The organism is Paenibacillus sp. Y660, from assembly GCF_057221575.1.
Genome location: NZ_JBXBBJ010000039.1, coordinates 1 through 25,966 on the forward strand (window position 1 = coordinate 1; position 25,966 = coordinate 25,966).

The window sequence follows — 25,966 nt, forward strand, 5'->3', positions numbered from 1 at the left end:
AAAAGGTATTCTTCGCGATTATTGGTGTGATTTCCAAAAGTCAAGGGGTTTTCCGGCTTTTAGCTTACATTTCTATGACTATTAATCGGTTTCCATCGCTTGGAATGAACTGCATAAGTCATGAATGACAATTGAAGTTTAGATTAATATTTACACTATTTATTCAACTTTCAACCGTCATGCATTCTCCTAAAATAAATCCAGCTGCTCCACCACTGGAGGCGGCGGCTCGTTCGGCTCCCCGCCATCCGGGCGAGCAAGCCCAAACAGCTCCATAAGCCGCTTGGCATTATCTGCCGCATCCCCGCCGGAATTGTTGTTGAAAATGACATATACATGCTCGCTCTGCTGCTCCAGCAGCCGCAGCTTCCCCACCCAATCCTGCAGCTCCTCATCGCTATATCGGTACAAATACCGCACCTCGCGCCAGTTCGGCGCACTCGCTTGATTCCACCCAGACACGTTGCGCCCGTGGAACCTCACAACAGTCGCAAGCTTATCTGTTGCCTGCAGCACAGTTGGCACAGAGCCCACTCCCGCCTGCGGCTCGTCGCAGACGCTATGCATCCACTGCTCACGCTCCATGAACGCTAACGTTTTCTCGCGAAACTCCTCGGCGAACCAGCTCTGATGCCGAAACTCCAGCGCGCAGGGTATTCCCTTCATTCGCTCCTTCGTCTCCCTCAGCATTCGCACATTTGCCTGCGTGCAATCAAACCATGGGGGATATTGAAATAACGCCGTCGTCAAGCGGCCTGCTGCCCTAACGGGCTCAAGCATATCTCGAAATGCCGCAAACATTTCGTTCGTCTCTGACGCCGGCACCGTCGGTCCACGCTGATGCCCCGTCATCCCTTGATAGGCCTTAACGAGAAAATGAAGCGATTCCGGCGTGTCCTCCAACCATTTGCCGAAGCGCTCCTTGGATTGAATAGCGTAAAAGGTGCTGTCTACCTCCACCAGCGGAAAATGCTTCGCATATTGCCGCAGCTTGCTGCCTGCTTTTGAGACTGAGGTGTACAGCCGATCATGATCGCCCCACCCAGCCAGTCCGATATGTATCGGCATGTTTTCCCCTCCGCTCGCCTTTTTTGCTTATATGTTCATTATACCTAACTTGCATCTGGGTAAGCCAACAGCTCCGCGCAGCAAAAAAGGGCTGCTCCTAGTAGATCATTCTACTAAAGGCTGCCCTCCCAAAAACCATTCCTTCTATAGATAGCGGTATTCCGAAAATGCAGCTGCTTGTCCCAAATAGCTGCCGCTCTCATCCACCAAATTCCAAACCGTTGCATCGACGATATAAAATCGCCGCCCTGTACTTGATATACGGATACTCGTGTATTGATCAACGTATCCTTTTGCCGTCACCGCTTCAAAGAAGCGATCTCGCTCGGCACGTCCTATCGGCTCTGCCGTCAGCCTTGAGGGCTTGCTCGTGAACGCCTCCCACTCCAATTCCCACAGCTCAAGCCCTTTCTTATTACCGTAATTAAGAATGGGATCTGTCTCCGTTCCATGTGATAAAATGACGGTGTCCGCCTGATACAGCTGCTCGCACAAGCTCTTGCCTGGCACTAATTCCAGCAGCTCCTTGCCCGTCCATTTCCGGTAGCTGTCCACCAGCAGCCTCGCATGCGCCTCTGTTGCGCCAACGCCTGTAAGCGGTAATTGCATCTTTTTCTTCCTCCCCGTTTTGATCGCTTCCATTTATATATCACGGAGAGTGGCTGTTGTCTACTTCTTGGCAAAGTGTAAAACGTTTAACAAGCATCATTACTGACGATCAAGCTTCGCAATCGAAGCAGCGCTGTTAAAATCACAATAAACGCAGCGAGCGTCAGCATCGGAATCGTTATAAAACCAAACCAGTTCAAATAGTCGCCTTGGCAGGAGACTTACTTACAGCAGACAATCGACGTGTGCAGAAGCTCGAAAATCGATTTTAAGCATGTATTTGCGCTTACAGCGATGAAGCAGCTTTAGTTATAAAGCATCGTTTCTTTCCATGCTTCATTGTTGTAGATCGTATCGAACTTGTCGCCGTTCGGATATGGCTTCATCGCATGGAATGCACCTGCTGCGCCCGCGGCAATATCAGAAAAATTACAATGCAGTATAATGAAAAGGAAGCATAGGAAGCGAGGCGCATATTTATGTCTCGTTTTTTTTCTGTATTTCTGCAAAAAACGATTAACTTAACGGTTTTTCCGACCGATATATAGGGTAGGTAAATAGGCCTAATAGCGCTCGGCTTGTTTTTGTTAGCAATGCCACGACCATTCCACAGGAGGTATTGCAGTGCAGTCTAGTTTCAATGCCAAATTAATGACCATCATGGGCATTTTCAGTATTTTGATAACGCTTAGTGTATCACTAGTCAATCAGCATCGTTTAAAGGATAATTTGATAGCCGGCTATAAACGCGAATCTGCTTTAGTCGAAGATACGGTCGTCACCGCAGTGTCTGCAGCAGACAAAGCTTTTCTCATCGCAGATAAAGACATTGAAAATAAAATGAAAACTTATTCCCATCGTTTGCTGCAAAAATACTATGAAACGCCAGATGTAGCCTCATGGGACTATCAAGCGCTTAAAGAAAAAATGGGCGGCATGGATATTTACATCATTGATGATACACAAACCATTCGGCACAGCAGCTTTCCTGCGGATGTAGGCCTAAGCTTTGCAAACGACGGAGGCGAACCTGGCTCCTTCTCACATCTCCTGAAAGAAAGACTGAAGGGATACTCCTTTGTAGCGGACGGGCTCGATCAGGAAACAAATACGGGGAAAATAAGAAAATACAGCTATATCCCTACCCCAGATCATAAATATTTAATTGAGCTTGGCTTGTATCTCGAAAATAATCCGATCTTTCACAGCTTCAACTTTCTCGAAATTAGCAACAGCCTTATCCAAAAATATAGCTATATCAACGACATTACCGTTTTTACAACGACGGGCAAATCGATTGGAAAAATGGGCACGGACGGAAAGTCGCTCCTCGTTAGCGAGAAAAATATGCCGGTCTTCAATAAAGCATTCAAAAATTCCACCGTACAAGAAATCGCTAGCGAGCGAAATGGCTTGCCAGTCACTTATCGGTATGTGCCCTACACCATCCAGGTGGACAATGCGATTACCCGCTTTACGGATCAGCGCATTATTGAGATCATTTACAACGAAAAGGAATTGCATGCCAAGCTGAAGCAAAACAAGCAGGTATTCTTGCTTCAGCTGTTGGCAACAATCGCCATTGCGCTTATCATCTCTTACATTATAACGAGGCTGGTGGCAAAACCGATGTACCTCGCCTCCCATGATTTATTGACGGGCCTTTCCAATCGCGCGACCTTTGAAAACTCTCTTATATCAAGCATCGAGAAAAATAAGCGAAAGCAGAGAAATACAGCACTGATTCTGATCGATCTCGATAATTTCAAAATGGTCAACGACACGCTAGGGCATGATGCGGGAGATTGCTTTCTTAAAGAAGTCGGCAAACGAATACGTTCCATTATTGCGAATCCTGATACTGTAACCGCGCGCCTTGGCGGCGATGAATTCGCCGTTATTTTGAACCATGTCGATGCCAGGCAGGCTGCACTTGAAGCAGCAGACCACATTATTTATGAGCTTAAGCGCCCCATTGAAATCAAGGGGGTTAATGTGGTACATGATTTTGGAACGACGGTCTCCATCGGCATTGCCTTTGCTCCACTGCATGCGCAGGACTCCGAGGAATTGTACGCTTGCGCGGATCAGGCGCTTTATCAAGCCAAGCGCAGCGGTAAAAACACCTTTTGCTTTTATGACAACAAACAACCCGCACGGGAATAAACCGGTGCGGGTTGTTTGTGTCGTGCAAGTCTATTGGTTTTTGACTCTCATTATGCGGCCATCAGCTTATCCATTCGAAGCAGATTGTAATAAACCATGTCCTCCAGTGTTTCCTCCGTAATCAGGTATCCGTCGGCAAGTACGCGGTCTCCAGCTGTAATTCCGGGTATGGGTATCAGTGATTCGTACATAAGTGAGCCTCCTTCTTCAAGCAACAGCTCATACATGGTTGTATTCCGTGAGGTTGTTGTAATCTCTTCAATCTCACCTTGGAATTGCCTGGAGATATGATCGAGGTACCAGCGATTATCCTTATTAGTTAAGATATAACGTACCCTCGACGTACTTTTGTCTTCATATACACGGGTGATTCCAACCGCAATGCTTCCGTTCTTTAGCTGCTCTGCGCTATCAAGCGCAAAGTAACGAATGCCTGCTCGTCTGGGATGGCTTTTGTCGAAGTGATGCAACATCTTCTCCACCGAGACGTCGGGATCAAAAGTATGCGTTTCAGGAAAATACGCTTCTTTTAAAAAAGACGGAGTCATCCATTCCTTGGACATGCTCATTTTTCGGTTGAAATGTTTCATATGCTGAAGCAAAGCCTCATAAGCACCGGAATCCATACCCTGAATGACCCGCTGTGATTCCGGAGTTATCCGATGTTTAACGGGAATCCATCTTTTCTTAAGACGTTTCTTCCATCTTCCTAATAGGAAAGGCGTTAGAAACGCAAGAATGATTAAGCCTCCAACAATAATAAAGCCGATAATACTGCCGATAGTGTTGCCCATTCCTCTAAAGCTCCCCTTTATAGGTAAAATGATTTTGACCAGTTAACCTTGTTGCAATTCCTGATAAGTTTTACGGTGCCCGCCTCTCAGATTACGCCAGAGAACAGGGATTGTAAGAATCGGGCCAAGCGGGAGGCTCCACCATCCTAATAACAAGGTGATCAAGACAAACATCATCCTGTGAAATAGGGTCAAATGAACCTCCTCAACAAAATATCGGCTTTGGCGATGGGAATGAAAGAGACCAAATGACACAAGTGCTTCATATTGCACGAAGCGGGTCAGGGGAGTTATTTCGATATGCTGATAGTAGGCGCCTCCCGTTAGTATTTCTTTTTGATTGGCCTCCAGCCATAGCTGAAATTGCTCCTGTTCCTTCCGGTCATGACGAATATATAAGGAGACCAAAAACAAGATTGTGCCAATGAACATTTGAAATATAAATTCAGATGGACTGGAGCCGTAATGCCAAACAGCATATCCGTAAAAAAGAAGCGAAAATAAGAAAGTTAACAGCTCCAATGAAATGCTCTCCTTTATAGAAATAGTGGATAACTCTTCCAATTATAACGGAAGAAAAGAGACAGAGATATATCGCTATTCTAAATGTTATATGAAGAACGATGGAAGATTTAGGAGGGGATTTTCATAGTGAATATACTAATTACCGGTTCGAATAGAGGCGAAGCACTCCGCGAAGACAATCTTGAGAAGAAATATGAACCAGGCTACCGTGTTCCTTCCGAGAAGGAGCTTGGCGACGAATATAATGTAAGCCGAATCACGAGCAAGAAAGCACTGGAGCTACTGGCCAGCGAGGGTTATATTAATATCGGAAGATAAATTGATGAGTAACCATAACCCATGTTCATTAAAGATAACAACAAATTATGATGGCACTAACTTCCTTTACTTGACCTGTTCTTATTGGAAGGTCTAAAAGTGGCACACTTAAATCGCCCGATTTATTAAACTGATGGGAAACGTTAGTTTAATGAAACAGCGACAGTCTAGGACTTTATTTTCTCGTCCTTGGCTGTCGCTGTTTCAATTTCTAGGTTCAGTCTAATACGTTATTTTCTCCTGACACCTATGCCATTACTTTACAAATATCATTCGTAAAGGCTACTGGATCTTGAATAGGCAGCCCTTCAATCAACAGCGCTTGATTATAGAGCAAGCTCGTGTACAAGCTCAGCTTCTCTTTATCGTTGCTGTAGGCGTTTTTGAGCGATTGGAAAATTTCATGATTGATATTAATTTCCAGAACCTTGTCCGCTTGGACACCTTGGCTGTTCGGCATCGCCTTCAATATTTTTTCCATTTCGATCGTAACTTCTCCCTCAGTGGACAAGCAAACCGGATGGGTTTTGAGACGTTTTGATGCTTTTACGCTCTTCACTTTATCCTGTAGGATCGTTTTCATCTGTTCAAAAAGCTCCTTGTTCAGATCCTGCTCCTCAGCCGTTTCCGTATCATTAGCATCTGCTTCAATGCCTAGATCGCCGCTTGATACCGACTTAAACTCTTTATCCTTATATTTGCCGACCATCTTGATCGCAAACTCATCGATGTCATCGGTAAAGTACAAAATCTCATACCCTTTGTCCGTTACCATCTCGGTTTGCGGCAGTCTATCGATTCTTTCGATCGACTCGCCCGAAGCATAATAAATATATTTCTGATCCTCGCTCATTCGCGATACGTATTCATCCAGCGTAACGAGTTTTTTCTCCTTGGAGGAGTGGAACAGCAGCAAATCCTGAAGCACGTCTTTATTAACGCCGTAATCGTTGTAAACGCCGAACTTAAGCTGTCTTCCGAACGCTTTGTAGAAGGATTCGTACTTGTCCCGATCATCCTTCAAAATGCCCTGCAGCGCGCTCTTGATCTTGCTGTTGATGTTTTTGGCGATCAGCTTCAGCTGGCGGTCATGCTGCAGCATTTCTCTCGAAATGTTAAGCGATAGATCCTCCGAATCAACCATCCCTTTGACGAAGCTGAAATAGTCCGGAAGCAGGTCTGAGCATTTATCCATAATCAATACGCCATTCGAATAAAGCTCCAGCCCTTTCTCAAATTCCTTCGTATAGTAATCGAAAGGTGTGCTTTCCGGTATATACAAAATCGCATTATAGACGACAGCGCCGTCCGCGCTAATATGAAGATGCTTTATCGGCTTATCGAAGCCGTAACGCTTCTCGAAATAAAATTGATCGTAATCTTCCTGCGTAAGCTCGTTTTTATTTTTCCGCCAGATCGGCACCATGCTGTTGACGGTTTGCTCTTCTTGATATTCCTCAAACTCGTTTTCCGCGTCAGCTTTAGGGCGTTGGCCCTTCACATCCATCTTGATCGGATAGCGGATGAAGTCGGAATATTTTTTGATAATTGATTTTAAGCGGTATTCTTCCAAATACTCGTCGTATTGGTCGTCCTCGGTATTTTCTTTAATGTTCAAGACGATTTCCGTACCTACCGAATCCTTCTCGCAAGGCTCGATCGTATAGCCGTCCGCACCTGTTGATTCCCATTTGAAAGCTTCGTCGCTGCCGAGAGCCTTGGTCACAACCGTTACTACGTCCGCGACCATAAAGGCTGAGTAGAAACCAACGCCGAATTGGCCAATAATATTGTGGCCGTCCTTAAGCTCATTTTCATTTTTGAACGCAAAGGAGCCGCTCTTCGCAATGACGCCAAGATTGTTCTCAAGATCCTCCTTCGTCATTCCAATACCTGTATCCGTAATGGTAAGCGTCCGGTTTTCCTTGTCGGCAACGACTTTGACATAATAATCTTCTTTGTTGAATACCAGCTGATCATCGGTTAGCGCTTTGTAATATAGTTTGTCGATGGCATCGCTCGCATTAGAAATCAGCTCTCTAAGGAAGATCTCTCTTTGCGTATAAATGGAGTTAATCATCATTTCCAGCAATCGTTTCGATTCGGCTTTAAACTGTGTTTTGGACATGAGTAAGTCCCCTTTCCATTCATCATTCAAGCATAAACGGCTACTGCCTGCCTTTGGCGGCAAGCTTGTACCTCTTCCATATTAGCACTCAAATCCATAGAGTGCTAATCCTTCCTTTTATATAACATAAACTATTTTTTACTGTCAACTTGATTTTGGAAAAATTCAAAAAAAAGAGAAGCTGCAAGGTTATCAACCTTAGACAGCTTCTCATTATTAAGGAATGGAAAATCGCTTATATGCGTTGTTTTTCGGTATTTTGCAACCGGTTCCAAAAATGCACGCCTCACTGCGAGCCACTAGCCATGCCTAATGTTCCACTTCGCCAGACCTATGAATTTCATTGCAAAAACAGACATTTTCCCTCAGCATTTGCTAATTGACCCCATTAGAATCTACAATAGAGGTAGAGATTCAAAAATTTAACTATTGGAGGCTGAGCAATATGAGCTCATTCACATCATGGCTGCAGAATACAAAACAAGGACTAAACGAACAGGTTAAAAAATTCAAAAATAAAGATTTCATGGATGCGGTCGTTGCGGGCTGTGCGATTGTTGCAGGCGCAGACGGAACTATCGACGCTGCAGAAAAGCAAAAAATGGCTGGTTATATTGGCCGCAGCGAGGAGCTTAAAGTGTTTGACATGAGCGATGTTATCAATCGTTTCAATCACTTTGTAGGAAATATCGAGTTTGATGGCATGATTGGCAAGCAAGAGGCGCTTAAAGCGATTGCCAAGTTCCGCAGCAAGCCGGAGGTTGGGCGTGTCATTGTTGGCGTATGCAGTGCTATCGGCGCAGCAGACGGCGACTTTGATGCGAAAGAGCAAGCTGCTGTTCGTGACATCTGCAATACACTTGGCCTGAACCCTGGCGAATTCAGCCTGTAATAATGGCAAACGAAAGAACCTCCAACATCACGCTTGACGTGAGTTTGAAGGTTCTTTCTTCATTCCGGATTTATCATCTCGTTCAAAAACATTGCCGTTCTACATTCCTGTTCTACGTTCCCGTTCTACATTCCTGTTCTACATACTGCTCTACACCTTGCGAAATGCCTCATTGTAGCAGCGTCTGCAGACCGGCTTATAATCCTCATTGCCGCCGATCTGAATTTGCTCGCCTGCATTCATAGGCTCACCGTCATTAAAGCGGATGACCATAGTCGCCTTGCGGTCGCAATACCAGCAGATCGTCTTAATCTCTTCAATTTTGTCCGCTTGCACGAGCAGATTATAGCTGCCTTCGAACAGCTGATTTTGGAAATCATTTTTCAAGCCAAATGCCATGACCGGTATGTTAAGCTCGTCCACAACCTGCGTAAGCTCCAAAATATGATGCTTCTTCAAAAACTGCGCTTCATCGAGAAGGACGCAATAAATTTTTGACGGCAGCGCCGCTGCAACATGCGACTTCACGCTTTCATAGAGATTCGTATCGTCATGAACAGGAATCGCTTCCCGCTCGAAGCCAACCCTTGAGCCTACGCGATCCACGCCGTCTCTGGCGCCAACGGATGGAGAATAAATAAGCACCTGCTTGCCTTGCTCCTCGTAATTATGAGCGACCTTAATAATTTCAAATGATTTGCCGCTGTTCATCGTTCCGTATTTGTAATAAAGCTGTGCCAATCAAATCTCCCCCAAAAAAAGTTCAGTGTCCCTATTATACAGGATTTAACGACACGAAACGATTGGAAAATTTGAAGGCCGCTCAAACACCTAAGGACACTGCTATATCGCAAGAAGCCTTGTTTTTGCTTCTCCATATGCTTTGACAATTTGCTGAACCTTCTGAAACTCCGGATCGGTTGGCCCCAAATCAGCCATGAACATCCGGTGCAAAATTTGATTGTACATGTTTTGGCGCGCTTCGATGAGCTGTACTTCCAGCTGGACCAAGTCCTCAAGCTCATTTTCATCGATCAGTTGATCAATATCGAACTCTATAGGGCTAGAAGGACGCTGCTCATCAATAATCCGGTTAGATCCTCTGTCAATGCGGGGAAGCTCCTCATATTCCGCTTCTGTTTCCTGGTTCTGGCCAAGCGGTATTGACGTATTCAGCTCTGAGAGAATGATGCCTTCTTTCGCCAGCATAACTTGAAAGGGCTTATGTTGAAGCAGATCAGCAATAACAAGCCTGCTCATGTCTTTGTTGCGTATCAGCGAGGAATCAAACGGATGAAGCACCCACTGATGGTCCCGGTTGAACAGGTTAAAGGTAAACCATTCTCCGCCGTAAATGAACCGAACGTTAATATTGGATTCCGAAATAATTTCATAGGTGAACTCCAAATGGAATACCTCCGATCAACAGTATAATTTCAATCTATTATACCAAATCAGAGTAGGACGCAAACAGCAAGTTAGTTGAATTCCTCCATAATAGCCTCCACTCTCTCGGAGCTCGCCACAACAATTAAAACAATAAGGAGCGCAGCTAGCGCAATACCGCCAAACATAGCATGATCACCTCGTTTTTTCTTTAAAACTATGCCGGCGGTCCCTTTTTTATGAGCCATTATTATGGAGACATCCCCTATCATGACCCGCTGAAGAACAAAAAAGACGAGCCCCATGAGAGCTCGTCCATCCTATATTCACATGCCTTTTATTCCAAAAAGCCTTTAGCCGCCGATGCCGAAGGAAGCTCGGCTTGACCTGCTCCTGAGGCAGCTTGAATGCCTAGTCGTTGTCCGACCTTTTGATTGATTTGCGTCATTTTCTCCGTCTGCTGCGATACGGTTTGGATGATTTGGCGGTTTGAATTCTCGTATTTATCCATAGCAGAGAAGAGATCCGACATTGCCCGCTCTACAAGCTCCATGCTCATAGCCGGCTTCGTCAACGCTTGGTTAGCCTTCTCGCTCGTTTCATTCAGAAGGCGTGCATTCTCGGCAAATTGATTGCCTAACATCTCATTCGTCGAATTGACCGCTTCAATCGCTTTCATCTGATCATCAATCGCGCTGGCAATGAGCACCGAGACCGACATCAAATGCTGCGTTTTATCAATCGAGCTGTCGAGCGCATCCATCAGCTTATCATTCGTATCGTTAATAATATCCGTTGCGGCAATCGCTTGCTGATACAGCATAATCATTTCCGTGTACGTTTGAAGCTTGGTCACGACCTTGCGAAGGCCGCGCTCCAAATACGTTTTGCGCAGCTCATTCTCAGGCTTCGCAATTTCGTCCTCGAACATTTTTTTGAGGCGATTGCCGTATTCGACCAACAGCTGCAAATCATAAACATTGTCCAAGCTGCTGCGTTTCAGGTTGCGCATATGCACGACGTTCTCTTCCAGATTGTCGCGACCGTCCCTAAGCGACTTCACGATGACCTGTACATTCGATTTAGCCGATTGATATTTATAAATATATGCCTTCATCGGCGCTTTGCGAAGCAGCTTCTGAACGAGGCTCAGCTGTTTGCTCTTGCTCAAGTCCTCAACCTCGCTGCGCAGCTTGAGCATATTATTCGCTACCTCAGACCTCTTGCCTGACATTAGATCGGATAGCGGACGCTCCAGCATCGTTAGCGTTTGCCCGGAGCGCTCAAGCGTCTTTTGGCCTTTTTTCGTAATCTCATCCATTAGCGTATCAAGATGCATCGCATCCGTTGTCGCTACCTTCTGCATCGTGCTTTGTACTTCCTGCTCCAGCTTCTGGAGATCTTCATTCTTTAATTGAACGAGCTGTTGTGACATGTCTTATTTCTCCCTTCATTCATTTGTAATTAATCAGTAAGCCGGTATCGCTGTTGAATTAATTCAGCCTTCGTACGCAGCTCCATAAGATCCTTCTGTTCAATCGTTTTCGTATAGAAAGTAAGCTTGGAATCTACATCCTTGATCCCGTCCAGCAATAGCCGCCTGTTTTGGCGCTTCGCTTCGCCGCTTAGCCGCAGAAACGGATTGATCGTCGAGTTCAAATCCTTTCGAACCAAGCGCACAATGTTGTGATTAATGCTTGCGTCACCGAGAGCGACTAAATCCGGAATTAATCGGTTTAGCCTCGACAGCAGGGCAAGCGTCTTCTGTACAATTTCATCGTCTAAATTATTTTGCTCGCCTTCGAGTAAAATCATATCTTCGATGATTCCGATGTATTCTAATGCAGAAGCAAGCTCAGGATCTAGAACCTGCGGCGGAGCAGCTGCTGCTACAGCAGACTGCGCGGGCGCTGGGACACTAGCCGAGGCGGCTGCACTTTGTTGTTGTATTACTTGGTTCTGCGCGTTCTGCTGCAGCTCAGGCTCGCGTGTTGGCTGATTGATTTCTTTCCTGCCACTCTGCTTTAACGAGAGCCCGATCAGCATGCCAAGCGCAGGTATAGCAATCGCTATATAGGGAGAGGAAATCCAGTAAACCACAAGTCCGACTGCGTAGCTGCCTATCGCGATGCTTAACGATTTTTTTAATGATTTCATTGCGGCACCTCCAATTTAAGCTTGCTTGTCCTGAAGTATATATCCGTCATCATGATTCAATTATCTCGTTTTTGGTACAGGTAAGTCAATTTTTATAAAAATAGCAGCACTTGACGTCCGTATTGCCTTGAGCAGCAGAACTCGTACTGCGGCTAGGCTTCTATTAAAAAAAGGGAACTCTCGTCCCCTTCTTGTTTATTGCTTCATGATGAGCGGCTGCTCTACGTAGCCGGCTTGTATGCCGAACTGCGGGACAGGCGCTTCAATTTTTTTGCCTTGAAGCGCTTGCACAGCAAGGTAAGGCATGTTCACGCCCGAGAGGCATGTAATATAAAGACCGCCGGACATGCGAGGATTAATCTCAAGCAATTTTGGAATACCATTATTATAGCGAACTTGGATGTTAAAAGCATAAGGAATACGCAGCGTCGTTGCAATACGATGAGCGATATCCATCAGCTCCGGCGTGTCCTCCAGCAGATAGGTTCTACCCGTTGACTTGCGGCGAGGAATAGCTGTAATTAATTCACCTTCGGCGCTCGCCACGCAATCAATGCTGTATTCCGTACCGTCAAGCAGCTCCATCACCATTAGATTGTTGAAGCAATCCGTCGAAGACAGCGTTTCATAAGCCTGCTCAAACGTAGTAGACAAGGTTACATAGCCGTAAAGATCACTGAGCGGATCACGTTCGTTGTCGATAATCCGAAAGCCCATTCCGCCCTCTGATATCGTAGGCTTGAAGCATACCTTATGTCCGGCTGCCGTAAGCTCCTCATAGGCTTGTTTAAATTGCTCTGCCGTATTGACGACGCGGTAATCGGGAATCGCAACAAGGTCTTTGCCTTGAAGAGCTTCATAAAATTTATCCTTCTCGATCATCGAATCCAGCAGCTCGATATCGCGGCATACCATTACCTTGGTGCCAATCTGGTCAAACAAATGCACGTAGCGCGAAATTTCCTCCATATGCAGGCGCGGAATGAAAATATCAATTTCATTTCTTTTGCAGAAATCCACGCAAAATTGAACGTATTCCAGGCCAAAGACCGCCGGCTCCACATCGATATGATCGGATGCCAGCAGCGACATATGGTTAATGTCAGGATGCGTGCCAAAAAACTCAAACGGCTCGCCGTCTGGATTATTTCGAATCATATTAATATAATGGTACGCTACCGAAAACCAACGATTCATATAAACGCGTGTCATATCTATATTCCTTCTTCCCTGTCTTTAAAAGTGGTGAGGCTGAAGCATTTATGATATCCGGGCATGCTTTAAGATCGCGTCGAGCAGCTCCTCAGAGGCAAGCGCCCCTTTAGCCTTCGTAAATTGAATATGCGGATGCGCTTCATAAAAGCGGCCTAGTTCACCGTGTGACGGTGAAATTGCAAAATCAGCAGCAAGCAGCAGACTTTCATCCAGCAGGCTGTCTCCCGCCGCGTATACGAACGTAGAGGCAAGCTTCTCCTTCACATATTGAATGGCTGCACCCTTGCTTACTTTCTCTGGAACCAAATAAATTTTCCGTCCTTGAAGCGAATAGCTCCAGCCGAGCGGAGCAAGCTGCTGCTTCAGCTCCTCAAGCGGCTCATGCGGCAAATGATCCCTCTCAACAACGATCGAATAAAACAGATCATCGCACAGGTCATTCGATTTCACCCAATGGGTGGATGCGATCTTCGCGAACAAGCTGGCAATTTCCGTGTGCCCCGCGCAATGCTGCTTAACGGCATCCCGAACGAAGGTTTGCCAGTCCTGATCGATCTGTCCATTCACGAGAATGGTGCCTCCGTTGCTTACGATGACATATTCAGGACAGAATGACTCCTTGATTCCGAATATGCGGTTGTACTGCTCCGGTATCCGCGTCGTCACTGGAACGAACCTTGCAATGCCCGCTAGCTGCTGCAGTTTTTCAATGGCGGGCTTAGTCATATAAGATATATATCTGCCCTCATACAGCTCAACGGGAAACATCGCTTCAATCTCTACCTCGCCCTTCGACCTCGCCGAATAAATCAAAGTCTGGTCCAAATCGCTTGCAAAAATCATTCCGATTCCCCCTTTATCGACTTAATGATGCCACAGCATGAATAGGTCATATTCGGATATTCCTCGACGGGAACGCCGCGGTCCTTCGCAAGCAGAAGAATATGCTTCAGGTTGGCATTATCAAGTCGGTCGACAAGAATTTTCCACGGCACTCTACGCAGGAGAACACGGGTGGTCTCGCCAACACCGGGCTTTATAAGATTGATGTCCGTGATGCCAAAATCGTTCTGGATATGCGCAATATCCTGAAGACCCTGCCATGTAATCTCATTTTGCGCGGGATTCTCCTGCATATGAAGCGCCTCTGCTTTTGAGCTATCAGCTGTCTGGTTGAAATGAGCAGAGATCGTGTCCACGAATACGCTCGTCAGGTCTGCGTCTTTCCATTGCTTATAATATTTGGCGCCGTGAAAGTCATCCGGCCCGATCAGATCGTTGCGCAGCACAGTCCGGCTTATAAGACCAGACACGGTTGAATTGAGACAAGCGCTCGGAATAAGGAAATCCTCCCTTGTACCGAACGTACCCGCGCAATAGCCCGGATCTGCAAGCACGGCAAGATCGTCATTCAGCTCAAGGCCATGCTTTTGCTTCATGAGCGCGCATGCAGCCATCAGCACCTTGCGAATGGCGCCCTTCCCTGTCCAGCCGTCCACAAATTGCACCCGCTTATCCGGGTGGTTCTGATTCATGTAGAGCAAAGCATTCTCGTCAATGCCTTTGCCCCTTATAATCGAAAGGCTATAGTGCGGAAGATCGACTCCATAAACTTGCTTAATGTATCGTTTGATCAAGACACCGATTGGCGTACCGCCTCTTGCCAAGGAAGCAAGCACAACGTCAAATCCGTTTTTCTTGATAATCATTTCGGAGACAGTCCCGACCGCTCTAGCTATCCGGACAGCAGAGTCTTCGAGCGTATCATGGAACAACTGAATATATTCAGAGGTTGGCTGATACTCAATAGCGAGGCTTTCCGAGTAATGGCCGCCCGTCTGCATGGCCGCTTCCCGCACCTCGGTTCGCTGCTCTAATGAAATATCGCTCAGATCCTTAAGCAGAAAGATAACATCCTCCTGTTTATAGCTGCCCATTGGAGCAGGATCGGCTATTTTTTTGGAGCTAAAGTAAACGATATGAACATGTGGAATACCTAAGGAAATCAGAACCTGCTTAAGCTCCTCCAGTTGCGCAGCAGCTGCCTCACGCTCCATAAATAGAAACATCTCGTTATAATGACCACGCGGGATGTTATACATAAAGTTCATGACATCGGCCTGCTCGGGGGAAACGAATCGGTACGCGGATCGAACGGCATAATGAGGGTTCATATTCGGATGAATCGGACTTCGGGTACTTGATTGGTACCAGACATCTTCTCCAAGCTTAGCGGCTACCCGCATCGGAATGTACATAAATTCACCGGTTCCCATGCAAAGCGTCCTGCCGCCTGCTCGGTGCTCTCGCAGGAAAGCTGCTGCCTGATCTGCTTCCATGTCCAGTGCAAGGCTATCCTCCGCCGTCAAGCCAAAGCGGCCCGTATGCTTCAGGTACGCAACCTCCCCTTGTGAGGAAGGAAGGCTTGCGAAGCGGCTGTTCACATACAAGAAATCAATAACCGGCTCTAGCTCATGCTCATGCTGCTCGTCTACATGCTCCGTGCTCGCAATGGGCTCGCCCTTTACAGCTATTTGTCCGGACACGAGCGATAAGCAGTCAACACTTACGCCAAGCTCCCGTTCAAGCTCGCTGAACCCTGCAATATCCTCGTCTGAACGCCAGTCCAGCAGACTTGCAACGATATATTTTTTCTTCCCGTATCTAGCGTGCAGATCATGAATAATATTAATTGCGGTTTTGCCTGTCGTCATCTCATCGTCGACTAGAATGATCGTTTCAGCTTGCACGAAAATGGCGGGATCGTTCGCATAGCAGCGGTGTGTAGTGGCATGTGAATGCTCTTCTTCAAAATCGATGCAGGAGGTCTTATAGGCAATACTTTCCCTTGTCGTATGCAAGAAGCTGGCATCGCCATCAAACATATCGAACATGCTATGCCCAAGCCCAGTGGCCGTTTCCGCGAAGCCGATGAACAGCGTCTTCTCATCCACGGTCATCTTTTTGCTCTTCATCAAATCATAGATTTCACCGGCCGCTTCAGGCGCTTCAAAAGCGTGCAGCAGCTGTTCGATCTGAATCGGCAGCGGCTTTCCTCTGAATTGTTGATACAGCAGTCCAAGCGCGGCACCCGATAACAGGGATACATGAGGACGAACGGGGATATGCTTGCCTAGTACTTTGCTTACGAATAAAAAGCTCCGTTTTTTGTTAATGCGGGCTGCCATTTGAAATAACTGCTCCAGCGGAATATGGAAGGCATTGCTCGTAACCTCAATCGTAACCTCTAAATCTCCGATAATATTAAACGATTGCTGATTCCCGTTCTTCTGAGAGTAAGCAGGTAAAATTCTGGTTTTCATTTAGCACCCCATATATGTTCGATCTGATCATAATCCGTTTGGCCCAAGTCATATGCGGCTTAAATTCATTCATTTTGTTCGAGTAGCGGCTCTTCATTACGCCTAAGTCGCCTTGACCGTTTTCCATAATGTGCAGGGCATCCATATATTCCTCATGCGTAACGACAAACATCGCTTGCACCGGCTTGATATGGGTAGGATGGATAATCGTTTTTCCGATAATGCCATTCTCTTTATCCATGGCTACTTCACGTATAAGCCCGTCTACATATCTATTAATATAATCCATGCGCAAAATCCGTCCGTGACGACCCATGCTCTCCTCAAATGGCGTCTGCCTGAGCTGCGGCTTAAATACGCGATCGCTCTTGAAATATTCCCACACAGGCCCGGAGATGACGTAGTGGTTGTCCATCCTGCCAAATACGTTGACGATATCTGCAATGCAATCTCTTATGACGCCAATATCGTAGATCGTATGGTCCGGACTTCTGCGAAGCCCAAATAGACTCGAAAAATCCGTTGCGCCAATCCGCACATTCAGCACATATTCCTTGTACTCATTCAGCAGCTCCGCAATGCCAAGCAGCGTCTCAACTCGCTTTTCCCGGTAAATTACGTCTGAACTCTCCAATATAGGCATTCCGTACAGCACGTTGCTTGATGGCATTTTACGCTTGTTATATTCCGCAATAAGCTTTAAGTACTCGCCGCCGGTCTTCAGATTGAATTTTGGAAACACGATTCCTGTCACGTATTCGATCTCTTCCCCAAAAAACGAGAGCAGACGTCTAAGCTGATCCACGGACCGCACCCTAATGAAGATAAGAGGAATATGATCGGCTCGCAATAAACCTATCGATATATATCGACCAATCTTAAGTAGTGTTGCTTTCAGCGTCTCTTCTGCATACTCCAGCTGATTATCGCCTACTGCATCTTCAAGGTCTATCACCATAGACACGAGACCTTCGTGTTTTACGGCTACCAAATCGTCTGCTATATTATCCTTGGTTGCCGGCATATACAGCGCAGCACCAATCGCGTGAGCAATAATTTCTTTGTCAGCATCATTATTGAACTGAGCAGGAAGGGAGTAAAAGAAATTTTGCTCTTCATCATTGGTAAGATAGTTAAAATACCTCAAAGTCAACCCTCCTAAAAGTTTGTGGAGCAAAGCTGAGAGTAAAAAATATCCCTCGCAATCCAATGAGGGATATTTTAACAGCAACCTTTGTATGTGACGATCTAGACGGCTTTTGAATCTTTTTTGTTGCGTATTGCGCTAAAGATAAGCGTACCTCCAAATACGGCTATAATTAAGCCGAAGAACAAGGCATGCGGTACATGCAGATCATACGCTCCGCCGATCATTTTCGCAGCGATCAAGATGATCAGAATAAAGGCTGCTTTCTCAAGCTCGGGAAACCTCTCGATCAGTTTTAGGAACACCTGAGCAACGCCGCGCATCATAAGTACGCCGAGAATACCGCCGAGGAATAGAACCCATACCTCTTCGCTCACGCCAAATGCAGCTAGAACGCTGTCGATACTAAACGCGATATCCATAACTTCAACAGCAAGAACGGTACGCCAGAAGCCGTAGCCTTTATTTTGAACTTCAGCTTCTTCGGCTTCGCCTTTCTTGCCGATATATGGAATTAACGGAATGTTGCCAACTCGAGCAAACTTGAATTCCAGATGGAACAAGTTGCTCAGCGCAATCCATAACAGATACAAGCCGCCCGCGACTTTAATCCAAGTAATTTGTACAAGGTAAACGCCAACTCCGATTGCAATAAACCGGAATATGTAGGCTCCAATAATCCCGTAAAACAAAGCCTTCTTCTGCTGATCCTTCGGCAAATGCTTAACCATAACCGCTAATACAAGCGCGTTATCTGCCGAAAGCAAACCTTCCAATAATACGAGTGTCGCGATAATCCCCCAGTTCGTAGGATTTGTTAACACTTGCGACAGGTTGTCCCAGTGAAAAAAACTCCCGAAATTCGCAATTACGCTCTGAAAAAAATCAACCATCAGTAAATACCTCCGAATATTGCTTTATTTGCTTCCTTGAACCCATCTGAGACCCCACCCATAAGCCTCGTCAAGCTCTTTATGCCCTGAGAAGTACTGCACGAGCCGCTGTATGCTGAAGGTTTGATCGTTCACGTTCTCAATCATCGCGATAGCGCACATGCCCTTGCGATTGTTATGCTCGTCCATGCGCACTTCTATATCCGGGCCGCCTGTCTGCGAGATCGTTACGATCCCTGCCGCCTCAGCCCAGTTAGTCGCTCCTTCATAGATATAGGCATAAATGACGATTCTCTTTATCTCAGCAACCTTATTGCCATTGATTCTAAGATTCTCGCCTGTTGTAATTGAACCCGTACGATCATCGCCGTCCAAAGATATGTACGGCTCCCTCGAGAAATCACCGAACCGATTGCCTAATGCCTGAACCGTACCCTTCTGCCCGTTCTTCAATTCAAACAAGCAGCCGACATCCAAATCAACGCCGCTTGACCGGCCAAAAAATCCTGCTGATGCCTTCTTCTGGTTCCAATTCAAATTAACGACGATTTCACCGAGCGAGCCGGCACCTTTTTGCAAATTGATGACATCTCCGCGTTTGGTGAGCGAAATCTTGCTTAGGTTTACTGGAGCTGTTTTTTGTTCAGGTATCACGGGTGCAGGCGGTACAAGCGGTTTAGCCGAAATAATGGGCGGATTCAAAGGTGCTGGCGGTGTACTCGGAGCTGGCGCATCGGCCTTCACTTCAATGCCAAAGCTATTGCAAAGCGCAGCAAGCCCGCCGGAATAGCCTGATCCAATGGCGTTAAACTTCCACTCGCCATTATATCTATATAAATCTCCTACGACAATTGCAGTCTCGATAGAGAAATTTTTTCCAAGGTCATAGCGCAATATTTCGCGTCCTGTTCCTTCGTCAACAACCCGAATATAGGCATCGTTCACGTTAGAAAAATTTTGTCTTTTCGCTTCCCCATCATAGATTGTTAAGGTAAAGGAAATTCGTTCTATTGCTTGAGGAACATCGTTGATTCGTATCATCACTTGTTCCCTATCGACTTTCCCTGCAAAGCTTCGTTTGTTGTCGCCTATCAGCTCAATAGAGGCGCTTGCGTCCTTCGGATTGCTATAAAAAATCAAATCCTGATCACCAGCTGTTTTCCCGTTCGCGCGAAGTAGGAAGGCTGAGAAATCAACATCAATGCCTGCTGTGCTATTCCAACCCATCCCTACAAGCAGGTTTCTAAAAGAAGGGTTATTTTTAGTAATATCTGCTTTCTGGCCTTTCAATAATGCTAGCTCCATGCGTAAACCGCCCTTCGGTAAAATAGAAAAGGGTGACAAATCACGCTAGCCCTGCCACCCTATTCGTCGTATAAATTACACGGATAGTCCGTAGTTGCGGCAAAGCGCAGCCAATCCGCCCGAGAACCCGGAGCCAACCGCTTGAAACTTCCAATCCGCGCCTTGACGGTACAGCTCACAAAATACGATTGCTGTTTCAACAGAAAAATCTTCGCCAAGATCATAACGAAGCACTTCTCTTCCCGTTGTCTCATCAACCAATCGCACGAAAGCATTCGAGACTTGTCCGAAATTTTGATGTTTGGACTCGGCATCATGGATTGTAACGCTAATCCCGATTCGCTGAATGTGAGCAGGAACCTTAAGAAAATCAATCTTGATTTTCTCGTCGTCTCCATCGCCTTCGCCCGTACGGTTATCGCCCGTATGCTCAACTGCGCCGTTATAGGCTATCAAGGCGTTATAGAACACAAAATCCTTCTCATCCTTAGCCTTGCCATCCTGATGCAGAAGAAACGCACTCGCATCCAGGTCAATTTCCCCGCCGCCGGTATACTTATTCGTATCCCAGCCTAGACCAAGAACTACCTTTGTAAGTGCTGGATTGGTTTTGGTAAGATCAATTCGCTGTCCCTTGGAAAGATTGATGGACATCGTTCTTCTCCTCCTTAACGTAGGCTAGGTTTGAACGCCGAAGTCGCTGCAGAGCCCTTCTAAAAACCGCTGCCTGCTGCACTAAATTTCCACTCGCTGTTATACTTAATGCTTTCATCGTCGCCTGCGTGGAATTTGCGATAAAACAAGCTTCTTTTATCTCAAAAAAGGGCCGCCACTGGCGACCCTTTACGGGTAGATAGAACGATTAGTTGGTAGCTAGACCGTAGTTGCGTGCAAGACCGCCAAGGCCGTCTTGGAAGCCGCTTCCGACTGCGCTGAATTTCCATTCGCCGGAATGACGGTAAAGCTCGCCCACAATTACAGCCGTTTCAACGGAGAAATCTTCTCCAAGATCGTAACGGATAAGCTCTGTGCCGCTTTGCTCGTCAACGATACGAACGAAAGCGTTGGATACTTGTCCAAAGTTTTGGCTGCGTTCTTGTCCATCATAGATCGTGATGCAGAATGCAATTTTGTCCGTTTCTGCAGGTACAGCAGAGAGGTCAATGCTTACTTGCTCATCGTCGCCGTCGCCTGCGCCTGTACGGTTATCGCCCGTGTGAACAACGGAGCCATTGCTGTTTTTGGGGTTGTTGTAGAAAATGAAGTCCGACTCGGAGCCAGCTTTTCCTTGTGCATTCAAGCAAAATACTGATGCATCAAGGTCAAAGTCTTTTCCGCCGTCATATTTATTAGTATCCCAGCCTAAGCCTACCGTAATTTTTGTCAGACCAGGGTTTGTTTTCGTAAGATCGATTTTTTGACCTTTGGATAAGCTGATTGCCATTTGAAATGACCTCTTTTCTGGGTAAATTATTGGTATTGACGAGCAAAGATATCAACGTGGGCAGCATGAGTGCCTTCGCCAATTGCATTAAACTTCCATTCACCGCTGTGTCTGTAAAGCTCACCGACGACCAATGCTGTTTTACCAGAATAATTATCCGTCAAATTGAAACGAATAAGCTCTTGATTGTTGGCTGGATTTACGATGCGGATAAAAGCCGATTTAATCATACCAAAATCTTGACGTCTGGATTCACATTCGTAAATGTTGACCACGCAAAGAATTTTGTGAATATGGTCCGGAACGCGGTCAAGCTGAACGATAATTTGTTCATCATCGCCATCGCCTTCGCCCGTAATATTGTCGCCCGTGTGGACGACGGAACCGTCACCGCTCTGCTTATTATAGAAACAAACGAGATTTTTCTCGCCGCTTAGCTTGCTGTTAGCATCAAGCAACAAAGCTGATGCATCACAATCCACGTTAGCCGCCTTCTTCATTCCGAAGAAACCGCCCTTCACTTCAGCAGGATCCCATCCCAATCCAACGATTACTTTGGTAAGACCGGCATTTCCTTTTGTTAAATCAACCTTTTGACCTTTAACGAGAGAGATACCCATTGTATTGCACCCCCTTTCCATAAGGTAAACGACTAGAGTAAATAAATAGCTGGTATAGTTGCATTAGTACTACCCAACAATACGCCTATTCGACATGTAAGTTCCAAAAAAAAAGTGTGATCACTACATTATTCTACAAAACCTGAATATTACCTCTTCTTTACGGAAACTCCACATGAGAATAGCGGTATTGAGAGAAAGCTCCATCTCGGAGCGTTCTGCTTTTAATTTTATAACAACCGACATTCCAATTACAAATTTCTTCAAATAAAGAAACATAAAGGGATCATTATCGCTAAAACAAGTCGTATTCAAGCCATTTAACCGACATCTTATTATTCCCTGCTCGTCCACTAAAAAAAAGCTGGAAAAAACAGAAAATAAGCGAGATAATTATAAATAGTAAATACGTATTAACGAGGTGTTTGTATGGAATTTATAAAACGGAATAAAACAGGTCTTATCTTCGGTGCCTTGCTCCTCATTAATGGGTTGTTTTTGTTATCGATCCTCCTTTCGAAAAAATAAAATTAACAGCGCAAGCCTGCTGGCCATACGCCTATTATCGTAACTTTTTACGTTTTTCCTCAGCTCCCAATAATCTGCAATGCAGATAACAATGTATACTCATCTGAATATAAAATATTTTTTGCATTAAGATGATTATATATGCCAAAGAAACAAGAAAGGGAGCTATCGCATGGATAGTTCCCTTGTTGTGCTGCAATTGCAAAGTTTCTTATTCAGCTCAGATAAAGGAGAACGAGGATGGCTATCCAAGAACTAAATGAAGCATCGTTGCACAATATGTTGCTTGCCGATAGCGGCAAAGCTGCTGTATATTTCTTCACCCCTTTGTGCGGCACATGCAAAATCGGCGAACGCATGCTGGAAATTGCTGAATTGACCGGCATTTCGGTCCCGCTTTACAAGTTGAATATCAACTATGCGCCGCTACTCCGTGAGCAATGGCAAATTTCAAGCGTTCCGTGCTTGGCAATCGTCGAGGATGGCGAACTGATTCAGAAGGAATATGCGATGCAGTCCGTTGACCATGTCTATCTGATGCTGAAGTGAGTGTACTATGCATGGTTCCGCTAACGACGCTGAAGCAGGCTTTCGTCTTGTGCTGCACGGGCTGGCGACAGAGCGCTTCATGCGCTGCTTGTCGAGCTAAAGCAGAAACAGCAGCAGCAAGGCTCTTATTAAGCAACCCCACATCATAAAAAGAAGGCAACCACCGTTATTCACGGGATTGCCCTTCTTATTTTGCCGCATTATTGACGCGTTACAGTAAAGCCCTTCTTCTCAAGCAATGGCACGATGCCATCCTCGCCTAGCATATGTGCTGCGCCAACAACGACAAAGTAGGTTTTCTTAGCAGTGTCGTTCAAATAGCCCGTAACTTTATCGACCATTGGAGCGTTGCGGTCTGTAAGCAATGCTTTTCTAAACTCCTCGTTCGAAGACGTTGAGTTGGTCAGCTCAAGCAGCTGCTTCTCGTCCCCGGTTACCCACATTTCTGTAAGCTTCTCGATGCCGGAATCCTCTTTATAATAATTTGCAAGGGAAGTGTTCAACATCTCCTCCTGCAGCTTATTAGAGAAACCATCAAACATTTTTAGCTGATATTCGATCGATTCAAGCTCAAGAATTGGCTTCTTGCTCGCTATAGCCTGCTGCAGGAAATGAGCATCGATTCCGATTCCCGGATTAAAGCCTGATTTTGCCGTTGTGAGGTAATTGATCGTGGAAGTCACGCTCCAAGGCTTGTACGTATCCAGCACATTTTCGGCCAAGCCGTTCGCCTTCAAAATCTCTCCCAGCTTCTTATACGCATCTGCGGAAATATGATCCTTAAGCGTTGTGTTATCTTTATAGACGCTTAGATCAAGCACAAGCTTCTTAACTTCAGCGTCATTCATTTTCGAAATATCCGCCTCTACGGCCAAATAGTCGGAAGCCTCATAGGCTTTCTGAATTTCCGGACGAAGCGGATACATCGCTTGGTTCGCAATATGTATCGAGCCTAGCAAATACACCGTGTTGCCCGCATTCTCCGTTTTCCATAGGAAGCCGCGGCTCGGCTCCTTAACTTCAAGGGATACGGCACGCTTATCTTTGTTCCAAGATACTTTGTAGCCTGCCGCCTCGCTTGCCGTGCGCAATGGAATATAAACGTTGCCTTTAACAAGCTTAGGAGCTACAAGCAACCCTTGCTCGGTTTCGTTAATCATTGCCCCAAGATTGTCAATTTGGAATAAAAGGACCAGTCCTTCCTTCTTGCCGGAAATAACTTGGTTCTTCTGGTCCCAGCTTACTTCGAAACCAAGCTTCTCAAGCAGCAGCTTCGCTGGAACAAGCGTCGTTCCCTTCTCTATAATCGGCTGGAACTCGCCAAGCTGTACCTGCTGGTTCTCTACCCAAACCGTTACTGGCTTGGATTCCGCTTGTACGTTAGTTACGAATGAAAATAGTAGTGCTAGAGTTAGAAATAGTGCTGCAAATTTCTTCATAATTGGACCTTCCTTCATTAGTGATCGGCCTTAAACCGTATTTTCTTTATTACGAACAAATAGCCCCTAACGTTCCATATTTTACATATAGGACCCACGCAATAACAATATCGGAAAATACCATTTTTGTTTTCGTTGCGTCTTGTAATTGGAGTAATATATAATGCGCTTTAAAACTGGAGAGATATTGTTCGTCAATAAAAAAAGACACGCTCAGCTATAAACAGGCGTGTCTTTCTCGAGTTATAAAACAAATTTATTACTCAAACGAATATCCCAAAAAGCAATCGGCATTTCTCATGCTGGGGCTAGAAATATAGATTTGATGCCGTAGCGGCGAGTTCCGTAAGGTTAGCCGTTTGATTTGGTTTCCAGCGGTTTAAGTCTCGCTTCAATCTGCGCACGCTGCGGCTCCAGGAACGGTGGCAATGCCAGCGCTTCGCCCAAATGGTTAATATCTTCATCAGTAGCGAAGCCAGGACCATCAGTAGCGAGCTCGAAAAGGATGCCGTTTGGCTCACGGAAGTAAAGCGACCGGAAATAGAAGCGATCGACGAAGCCGGAGTTAGGAATGCGTACTCCGCGAATATGCTCAATCCACTCGCGTAGCTCGTCGTCGTTGTCAACGCGGAACGCTACGTGATGAACACCGCCATGGCCCTGCTGCTCGCGCGGCAAATCATGCCGTTCCTCGATATGAATCTCGGCGCCGCTTCCGCCTTCGCCGGTTTCGAATACGACGATATCCGGCTGGCCTGCAATCGTGGACGGGTACTTCCCTTTTTCGCGGAAGCCCATCAACTGAGTGAGTACGAGCACGGTCGGCTCAGGATTTTTGACCGTAAGCTGTACTGGTCCAAGTCCGAGAATGCCGAATTCAGCAGGCACCGGGCTTTTATCCCATGGAGTGCCGCCTTTGACGCCTTCGTTATGTTCATCGGATACGAGCACGAGACGCTGCCCCTCAAAATCTCTAAAAGCAATCGTATTGCGGCCTGCGCGTTCCATGATCTCGTCATGGTCAACGCTGAACTGCTCGAAGCGTTCCTTCCAACAGCGCAGCGCTTCATCATTCGCCACCCGTAGAGATAGGGATGAGATGCTGCTTGTTCCCGCACGGTTTTTACCTGTCATCGGAAATTCGAAGAAGGTAAGCTCCGTTCCCGGATTTCCTTTCTCATCGCCATAAAACAAGTGATAGACCGAGGTCTCGTCTTGATTAACCGTCTTCTTCACTAAGCGAAGACCTAGCAGCTTCGTATAAAAGTCAAAGTTGCCGGATGCTGTACCTGTAATCGCGGATACATGGTGAATGCCTTTAAGTTGCATAATAACAACCTCCCACTATAAAGTAATGTTTTCTCCTGTTTTCTCACTCATTCTTAGATTTACAACTTTGACACCTTAGAGGTGAGGGAGAAATGTTGGTATAAATCATATTTTTCTGCAAAAACCGCTGG

At 46.0% G+C, this 25,966-nt stretch carries 26 protein-coding genes and 1 pseudogene; 4 read left to right on the forward strand and 23 right to left on the reverse strand.

Features of this window, described 5'->3' with window-relative positions; genetic code table 11:
- Positions 1 to 189 precede the first annotated feature (189 nt).
- The 3 genes from AC2TDN_RS24570 to AC2TDN_RS24580 form a co-directional block, all read right to left on the reverse strand.
- Positions 190 to 1,068 carry a DUF72 domain-containing protein gene (locus AC2TDN_RS24570; RefSeq protein ID WP_484690501.1) on the reverse strand — a complete coding sequence of 293 codons (879 nt, stop codon included), beginning with the start codon at positions 1,066 to 1,068 and terminating at the stop codon, positions 190 to 192.
- A gap of 144 nt (positions 1,069 to 1,212) precedes the next feature.
- Positions 1,213 to 1,677 (reverse strand): MEKHLA domain-containing protein, encoded by a 465-nt coding sequence (locus tag AC2TDN_RS24575; RefSeq protein WP_482069141.1) that lies wholly within the window; start codon positions 1,675 to 1,677, stop codon positions 1,213 to 1,215.
- Positions 1,678 to 1,982: 305 nt separating this feature from the next.
- Positions 1,983 to 2,186: a hypothetical protein gene (locus tag AC2TDN_RS24580; RefSeq protein WP_484690502.1), complete on the reverse strand. Its 204-nt coding sequence runs from the start codon at positions 2,184 to 2,186 to the stop codon at positions 1,983 to 1,985.
- Between the two features lie 115 nt (positions 2,187 to 2,301).
- Here AC2TDN_RS24580 and AC2TDN_RS24585 point away from each other — a divergent pair, with 115 nt between their 5' ends.
- Positions 2,302 to 3,843 (forward strand): diguanylate cyclase domain-containing protein, encoded by a 1,542-nt coding sequence (locus tag AC2TDN_RS24585; protein ID WP_484690503.1) that lies wholly within the window; start codon positions 2,302 to 2,304, stop codon positions 3,841 to 3,843.
- Positions 3,844 to 3,893: 50 nt separating this feature from the next.
- Here AC2TDN_RS24585 and AC2TDN_RS24590 read toward each other — a convergent pair whose 3' ends face one another.
- Together AC2TDN_RS24590 and AC2TDN_RS24595 are read right to left on the reverse strand one after the other, a co-directional pair.
- Positions 3,894 to 4,637, reverse strand: a complete 744-nt coding sequence (locus AC2TDN_RS24590; protein WP_482069139.1) for a hypothetical protein — start codon at positions 4,635 to 4,637, stop codon at positions 3,894 to 3,896.
- 42 nt (positions 4,638 to 4,679) lie between these two features.
- On the reverse strand, positions 4,680 to 5,159 hold the full coding sequence (locus tag AC2TDN_RS24595; RefSeq protein ID WP_482069138.1) for a hypothetical protein: 480 nt from the start codon (positions 5,157 to 5,159) through the stop codon (positions 4,680 to 4,682).
- A gap of 129 nt (positions 5,160 to 5,288) precedes the next feature.
- Between AC2TDN_RS24595 and AC2TDN_RS24600 the strand changes: the two genes are divergently transcribed.
- Positions 5,289 to 5,480, forward strand: a complete 192-nt coding sequence (locus AC2TDN_RS24600) for a GntR family transcriptional regulator (protein ID WP_482069137.1) — start codon at positions 5,289 to 5,291, stop codon at positions 5,478 to 5,480.
- A gap of 247 nt (positions 5,481 to 5,727) precedes the next feature.
- Here the strand turns inward: AC2TDN_RS24600 and htpG are convergent, their stop codons facing one another.
- Entirely contained in the window at positions 5,728 to 7,608 is a 1,881-nt protein-coding gene (gene htpG / locus AC2TDN_RS24605) for a molecular chaperone HtpG (RefSeq protein WP_484690504.1), read from the reverse strand.
- 445 nt (positions 7,609 to 8,053) lie between these two features.
- Between htpG and AC2TDN_RS24610 the strand changes: the two genes are divergently transcribed.
- Positions 8,054 to 8,500, forward strand: a complete 447-nt coding sequence (locus AC2TDN_RS24610; RefSeq protein ID WP_482069135.1) for a tellurite resistance TerB family protein — start codon at positions 8,054 to 8,056, stop codon at positions 8,498 to 8,500.
- A gap of 150 nt (positions 8,501 to 8,650) precedes the next feature.
- On the opposite strand, the gene AC2TDN_RS24615 is transcribed toward AC2TDN_RS24610, so the two are convergent.
- The 15 genes and pseudogenes from AC2TDN_RS24615 to AC2TDN_RS24685 all read right to left on the reverse strand — a co-directional run bounded on the left by AC2TDN_RS24615 (position 8,651) and on the right by AC2TDN_RS24685 (position 21,990).
- The gene (locus tag AC2TDN_RS24615; RefSeq protein ID WP_484690505.1) at positions 8,651 to 9,241 is read right to left on the reverse strand and encodes a thymidine kinase; all 591 of its coding nucleotides are present in this window, start codon (positions 9,239 to 9,241) and stop codon (positions 8,651 to 8,653) included.
- A gap of 102 nt (positions 9,242 to 9,343) precedes the next feature.
- A complete protein-coding gene (locus AC2TDN_RS24620; protein WP_484690506.1) occupies positions 9,344 to 9,907 on the reverse strand; it encodes a hypothetical protein in 564 nt (187 codons plus the stop codon).
- A gap of 71 nt (positions 9,908 to 9,978) precedes the next feature.
- Positions 9,979 to 10,134 (reverse strand): hypothetical protein, encoded by a 156-nt coding sequence (locus tag AC2TDN_RS24625; protein ID WP_484690507.1) that lies wholly within the window; start codon positions 10,132 to 10,134, stop codon positions 9,979 to 9,981.
- 89 nt (positions 10,135 to 10,223) lie between these two features.
- Positions 10,224 to 11,321 (reverse strand): toxic anion resistance protein, encoded by a 1,098-nt coding sequence (locus AC2TDN_RS24630; RefSeq protein ID WP_169089906.1) that lies wholly within the window; start codon positions 11,319 to 11,321, stop codon positions 10,224 to 10,226.
- 29 nt (positions 11,322 to 11,350) lie between these two features.
- On the reverse strand, positions 11,351 to 12,043 hold the full coding sequence (locus AC2TDN_RS24635) for a hypothetical protein (protein WP_484690508.1): 693 nt from the start codon (positions 12,041 to 12,043) through the stop codon (positions 11,351 to 11,353).
- Positions 12,044 to 12,238: 195 nt separating this feature from the next.
- On the reverse strand, positions 12,239 to 13,261 hold the full coding sequence (locus AC2TDN_RS24640; protein WP_484690514.1) for an ATP-grasp domain-containing protein: 1,023 nt from the start codon (positions 13,259 to 13,261) through the stop codon (positions 12,239 to 12,241).
- A gap of 42 nt (positions 13,262 to 13,303) precedes the next feature.
- Positions 13,304 to 14,101 carry an HAD family hydrolase gene (locus tag AC2TDN_RS24645; protein ID WP_484690509.1) on the reverse strand — a complete coding sequence of 266 codons (798 nt, stop codon included), beginning with the start codon at positions 14,099 to 14,101 and terminating at the stop codon, positions 13,304 to 13,306.
- Complete coding sequence (locus tag AC2TDN_RS24650; RefSeq protein WP_484690515.1) at positions 14,098 to 15,195, reverse strand: cysteine protease StiP family protein; 1,098 nt, start codon at positions 15,193 to 15,195, stop codon at positions 14,098 to 14,100. The genes AC2TDN_RS24645 and AC2TDN_RS24650 overlap by 4 nt, the downstream gene beginning before the upstream one ends.
- 81 nt (positions 15,196 to 15,276) lie before the next feature.
- Positions 15,277 to 16,581: pseudogene (locus tag AC2TDN_RS24655) on the reverse strand (phosphoribosyltransferase family protein); the annotation flags it as partial.
- On the reverse strand, positions 16,523 to 17,728 hold the full coding sequence (locus tag AC2TDN_RS24660) for an HpcH/HpaI aldolase/citrate lyase family protein (RefSeq protein WP_484690510.1): 1,206 nt from the start codon (positions 17,726 to 17,728) through the stop codon (positions 16,523 to 16,525). The gene AC2TDN_RS24660 and the pseudogene AC2TDN_RS24655, both read right to left, overlap by 59 nt.
- 101 nt (positions 17,729 to 17,829) lie before the next feature.
- Entirely contained in the window at positions 17,830 to 18,624 is a 795-nt protein-coding gene (locus AC2TDN_RS24665) for a TerC family protein (protein WP_482069160.1), read from the reverse strand.
- Positions 18,625 to 18,645: 21 nt separating this feature from the next.
- Entirely contained in the window at positions 18,646 to 19,926 is a 1,281-nt protein-coding gene (locus AC2TDN_RS24670) for a TerD family protein (protein ID WP_484690511.1), read from the reverse strand.
- 75 nt (positions 19,927 to 20,001) lie between these two features.
- Positions 20,002 to 20,580 carry a TerD family protein gene (locus AC2TDN_RS24675; RefSeq protein WP_482069126.1) on the reverse strand — a complete coding sequence of 193 codons (579 nt, stop codon included), beginning with the start codon at positions 20,578 to 20,580 and terminating at the stop codon, positions 20,002 to 20,004.
- 208 nt (positions 20,581 to 20,788) lie between these two features.
- Entirely contained in the window at positions 20,789 to 21,370 is a 582-nt protein-coding gene (locus tag AC2TDN_RS24680) for a TerD family protein (protein ID WP_482069125.1), read from the reverse strand.
- 26 nt (positions 21,371 to 21,396) lie between these two features.
- Positions 21,397 to 21,990, reverse strand: a complete 594-nt coding sequence (locus tag AC2TDN_RS24685) for a TerD family protein (protein WP_482069124.1) — start codon at positions 21,988 to 21,990, stop codon at positions 21,397 to 21,399.
- Positions 21,991 to 22,758: 768 nt separating this feature from the next.
- Here AC2TDN_RS24685 and AC2TDN_RS24690 point away from each other — a divergent pair.
- Positions 22,759 to 23,067, forward strand: coding sequence for a thioredoxin family protein (locus tag AC2TDN_RS24690; RefSeq protein WP_482069122.1), 309 nt, complete (start codon positions 22,759 to 22,761; stop codon positions 23,065 to 23,067).
- A 200-nt stretch (positions 23,068 to 23,267) separates the two neighbouring features.
- On the opposite strand, the gene AC2TDN_RS24695 is transcribed toward AC2TDN_RS24690, so the two are convergent.
- The gene (locus AC2TDN_RS24695; protein ID WP_484690512.1) at positions 23,268 to 24,506 is read right to left on the reverse strand and encodes a TraB/GumN family protein; all 1,239 of its coding nucleotides are present in this window, start codon (positions 24,504 to 24,506) and stop codon (positions 23,268 to 23,270) included.
- A gap of 351 nt (positions 24,507 to 24,857) precedes the next feature.
- On the reverse strand, positions 24,858 to 25,835 hold the full coding sequence (locus tag AC2TDN_RS24700; RefSeq protein WP_484690513.1) for a ring-cleaving dioxygenase: 978 nt from the start codon (positions 25,833 to 25,835) through the stop codon (positions 24,858 to 24,860).
- Between the last annotated feature and the right edge of the window lie 131 nt (positions 25,836 to 25,966).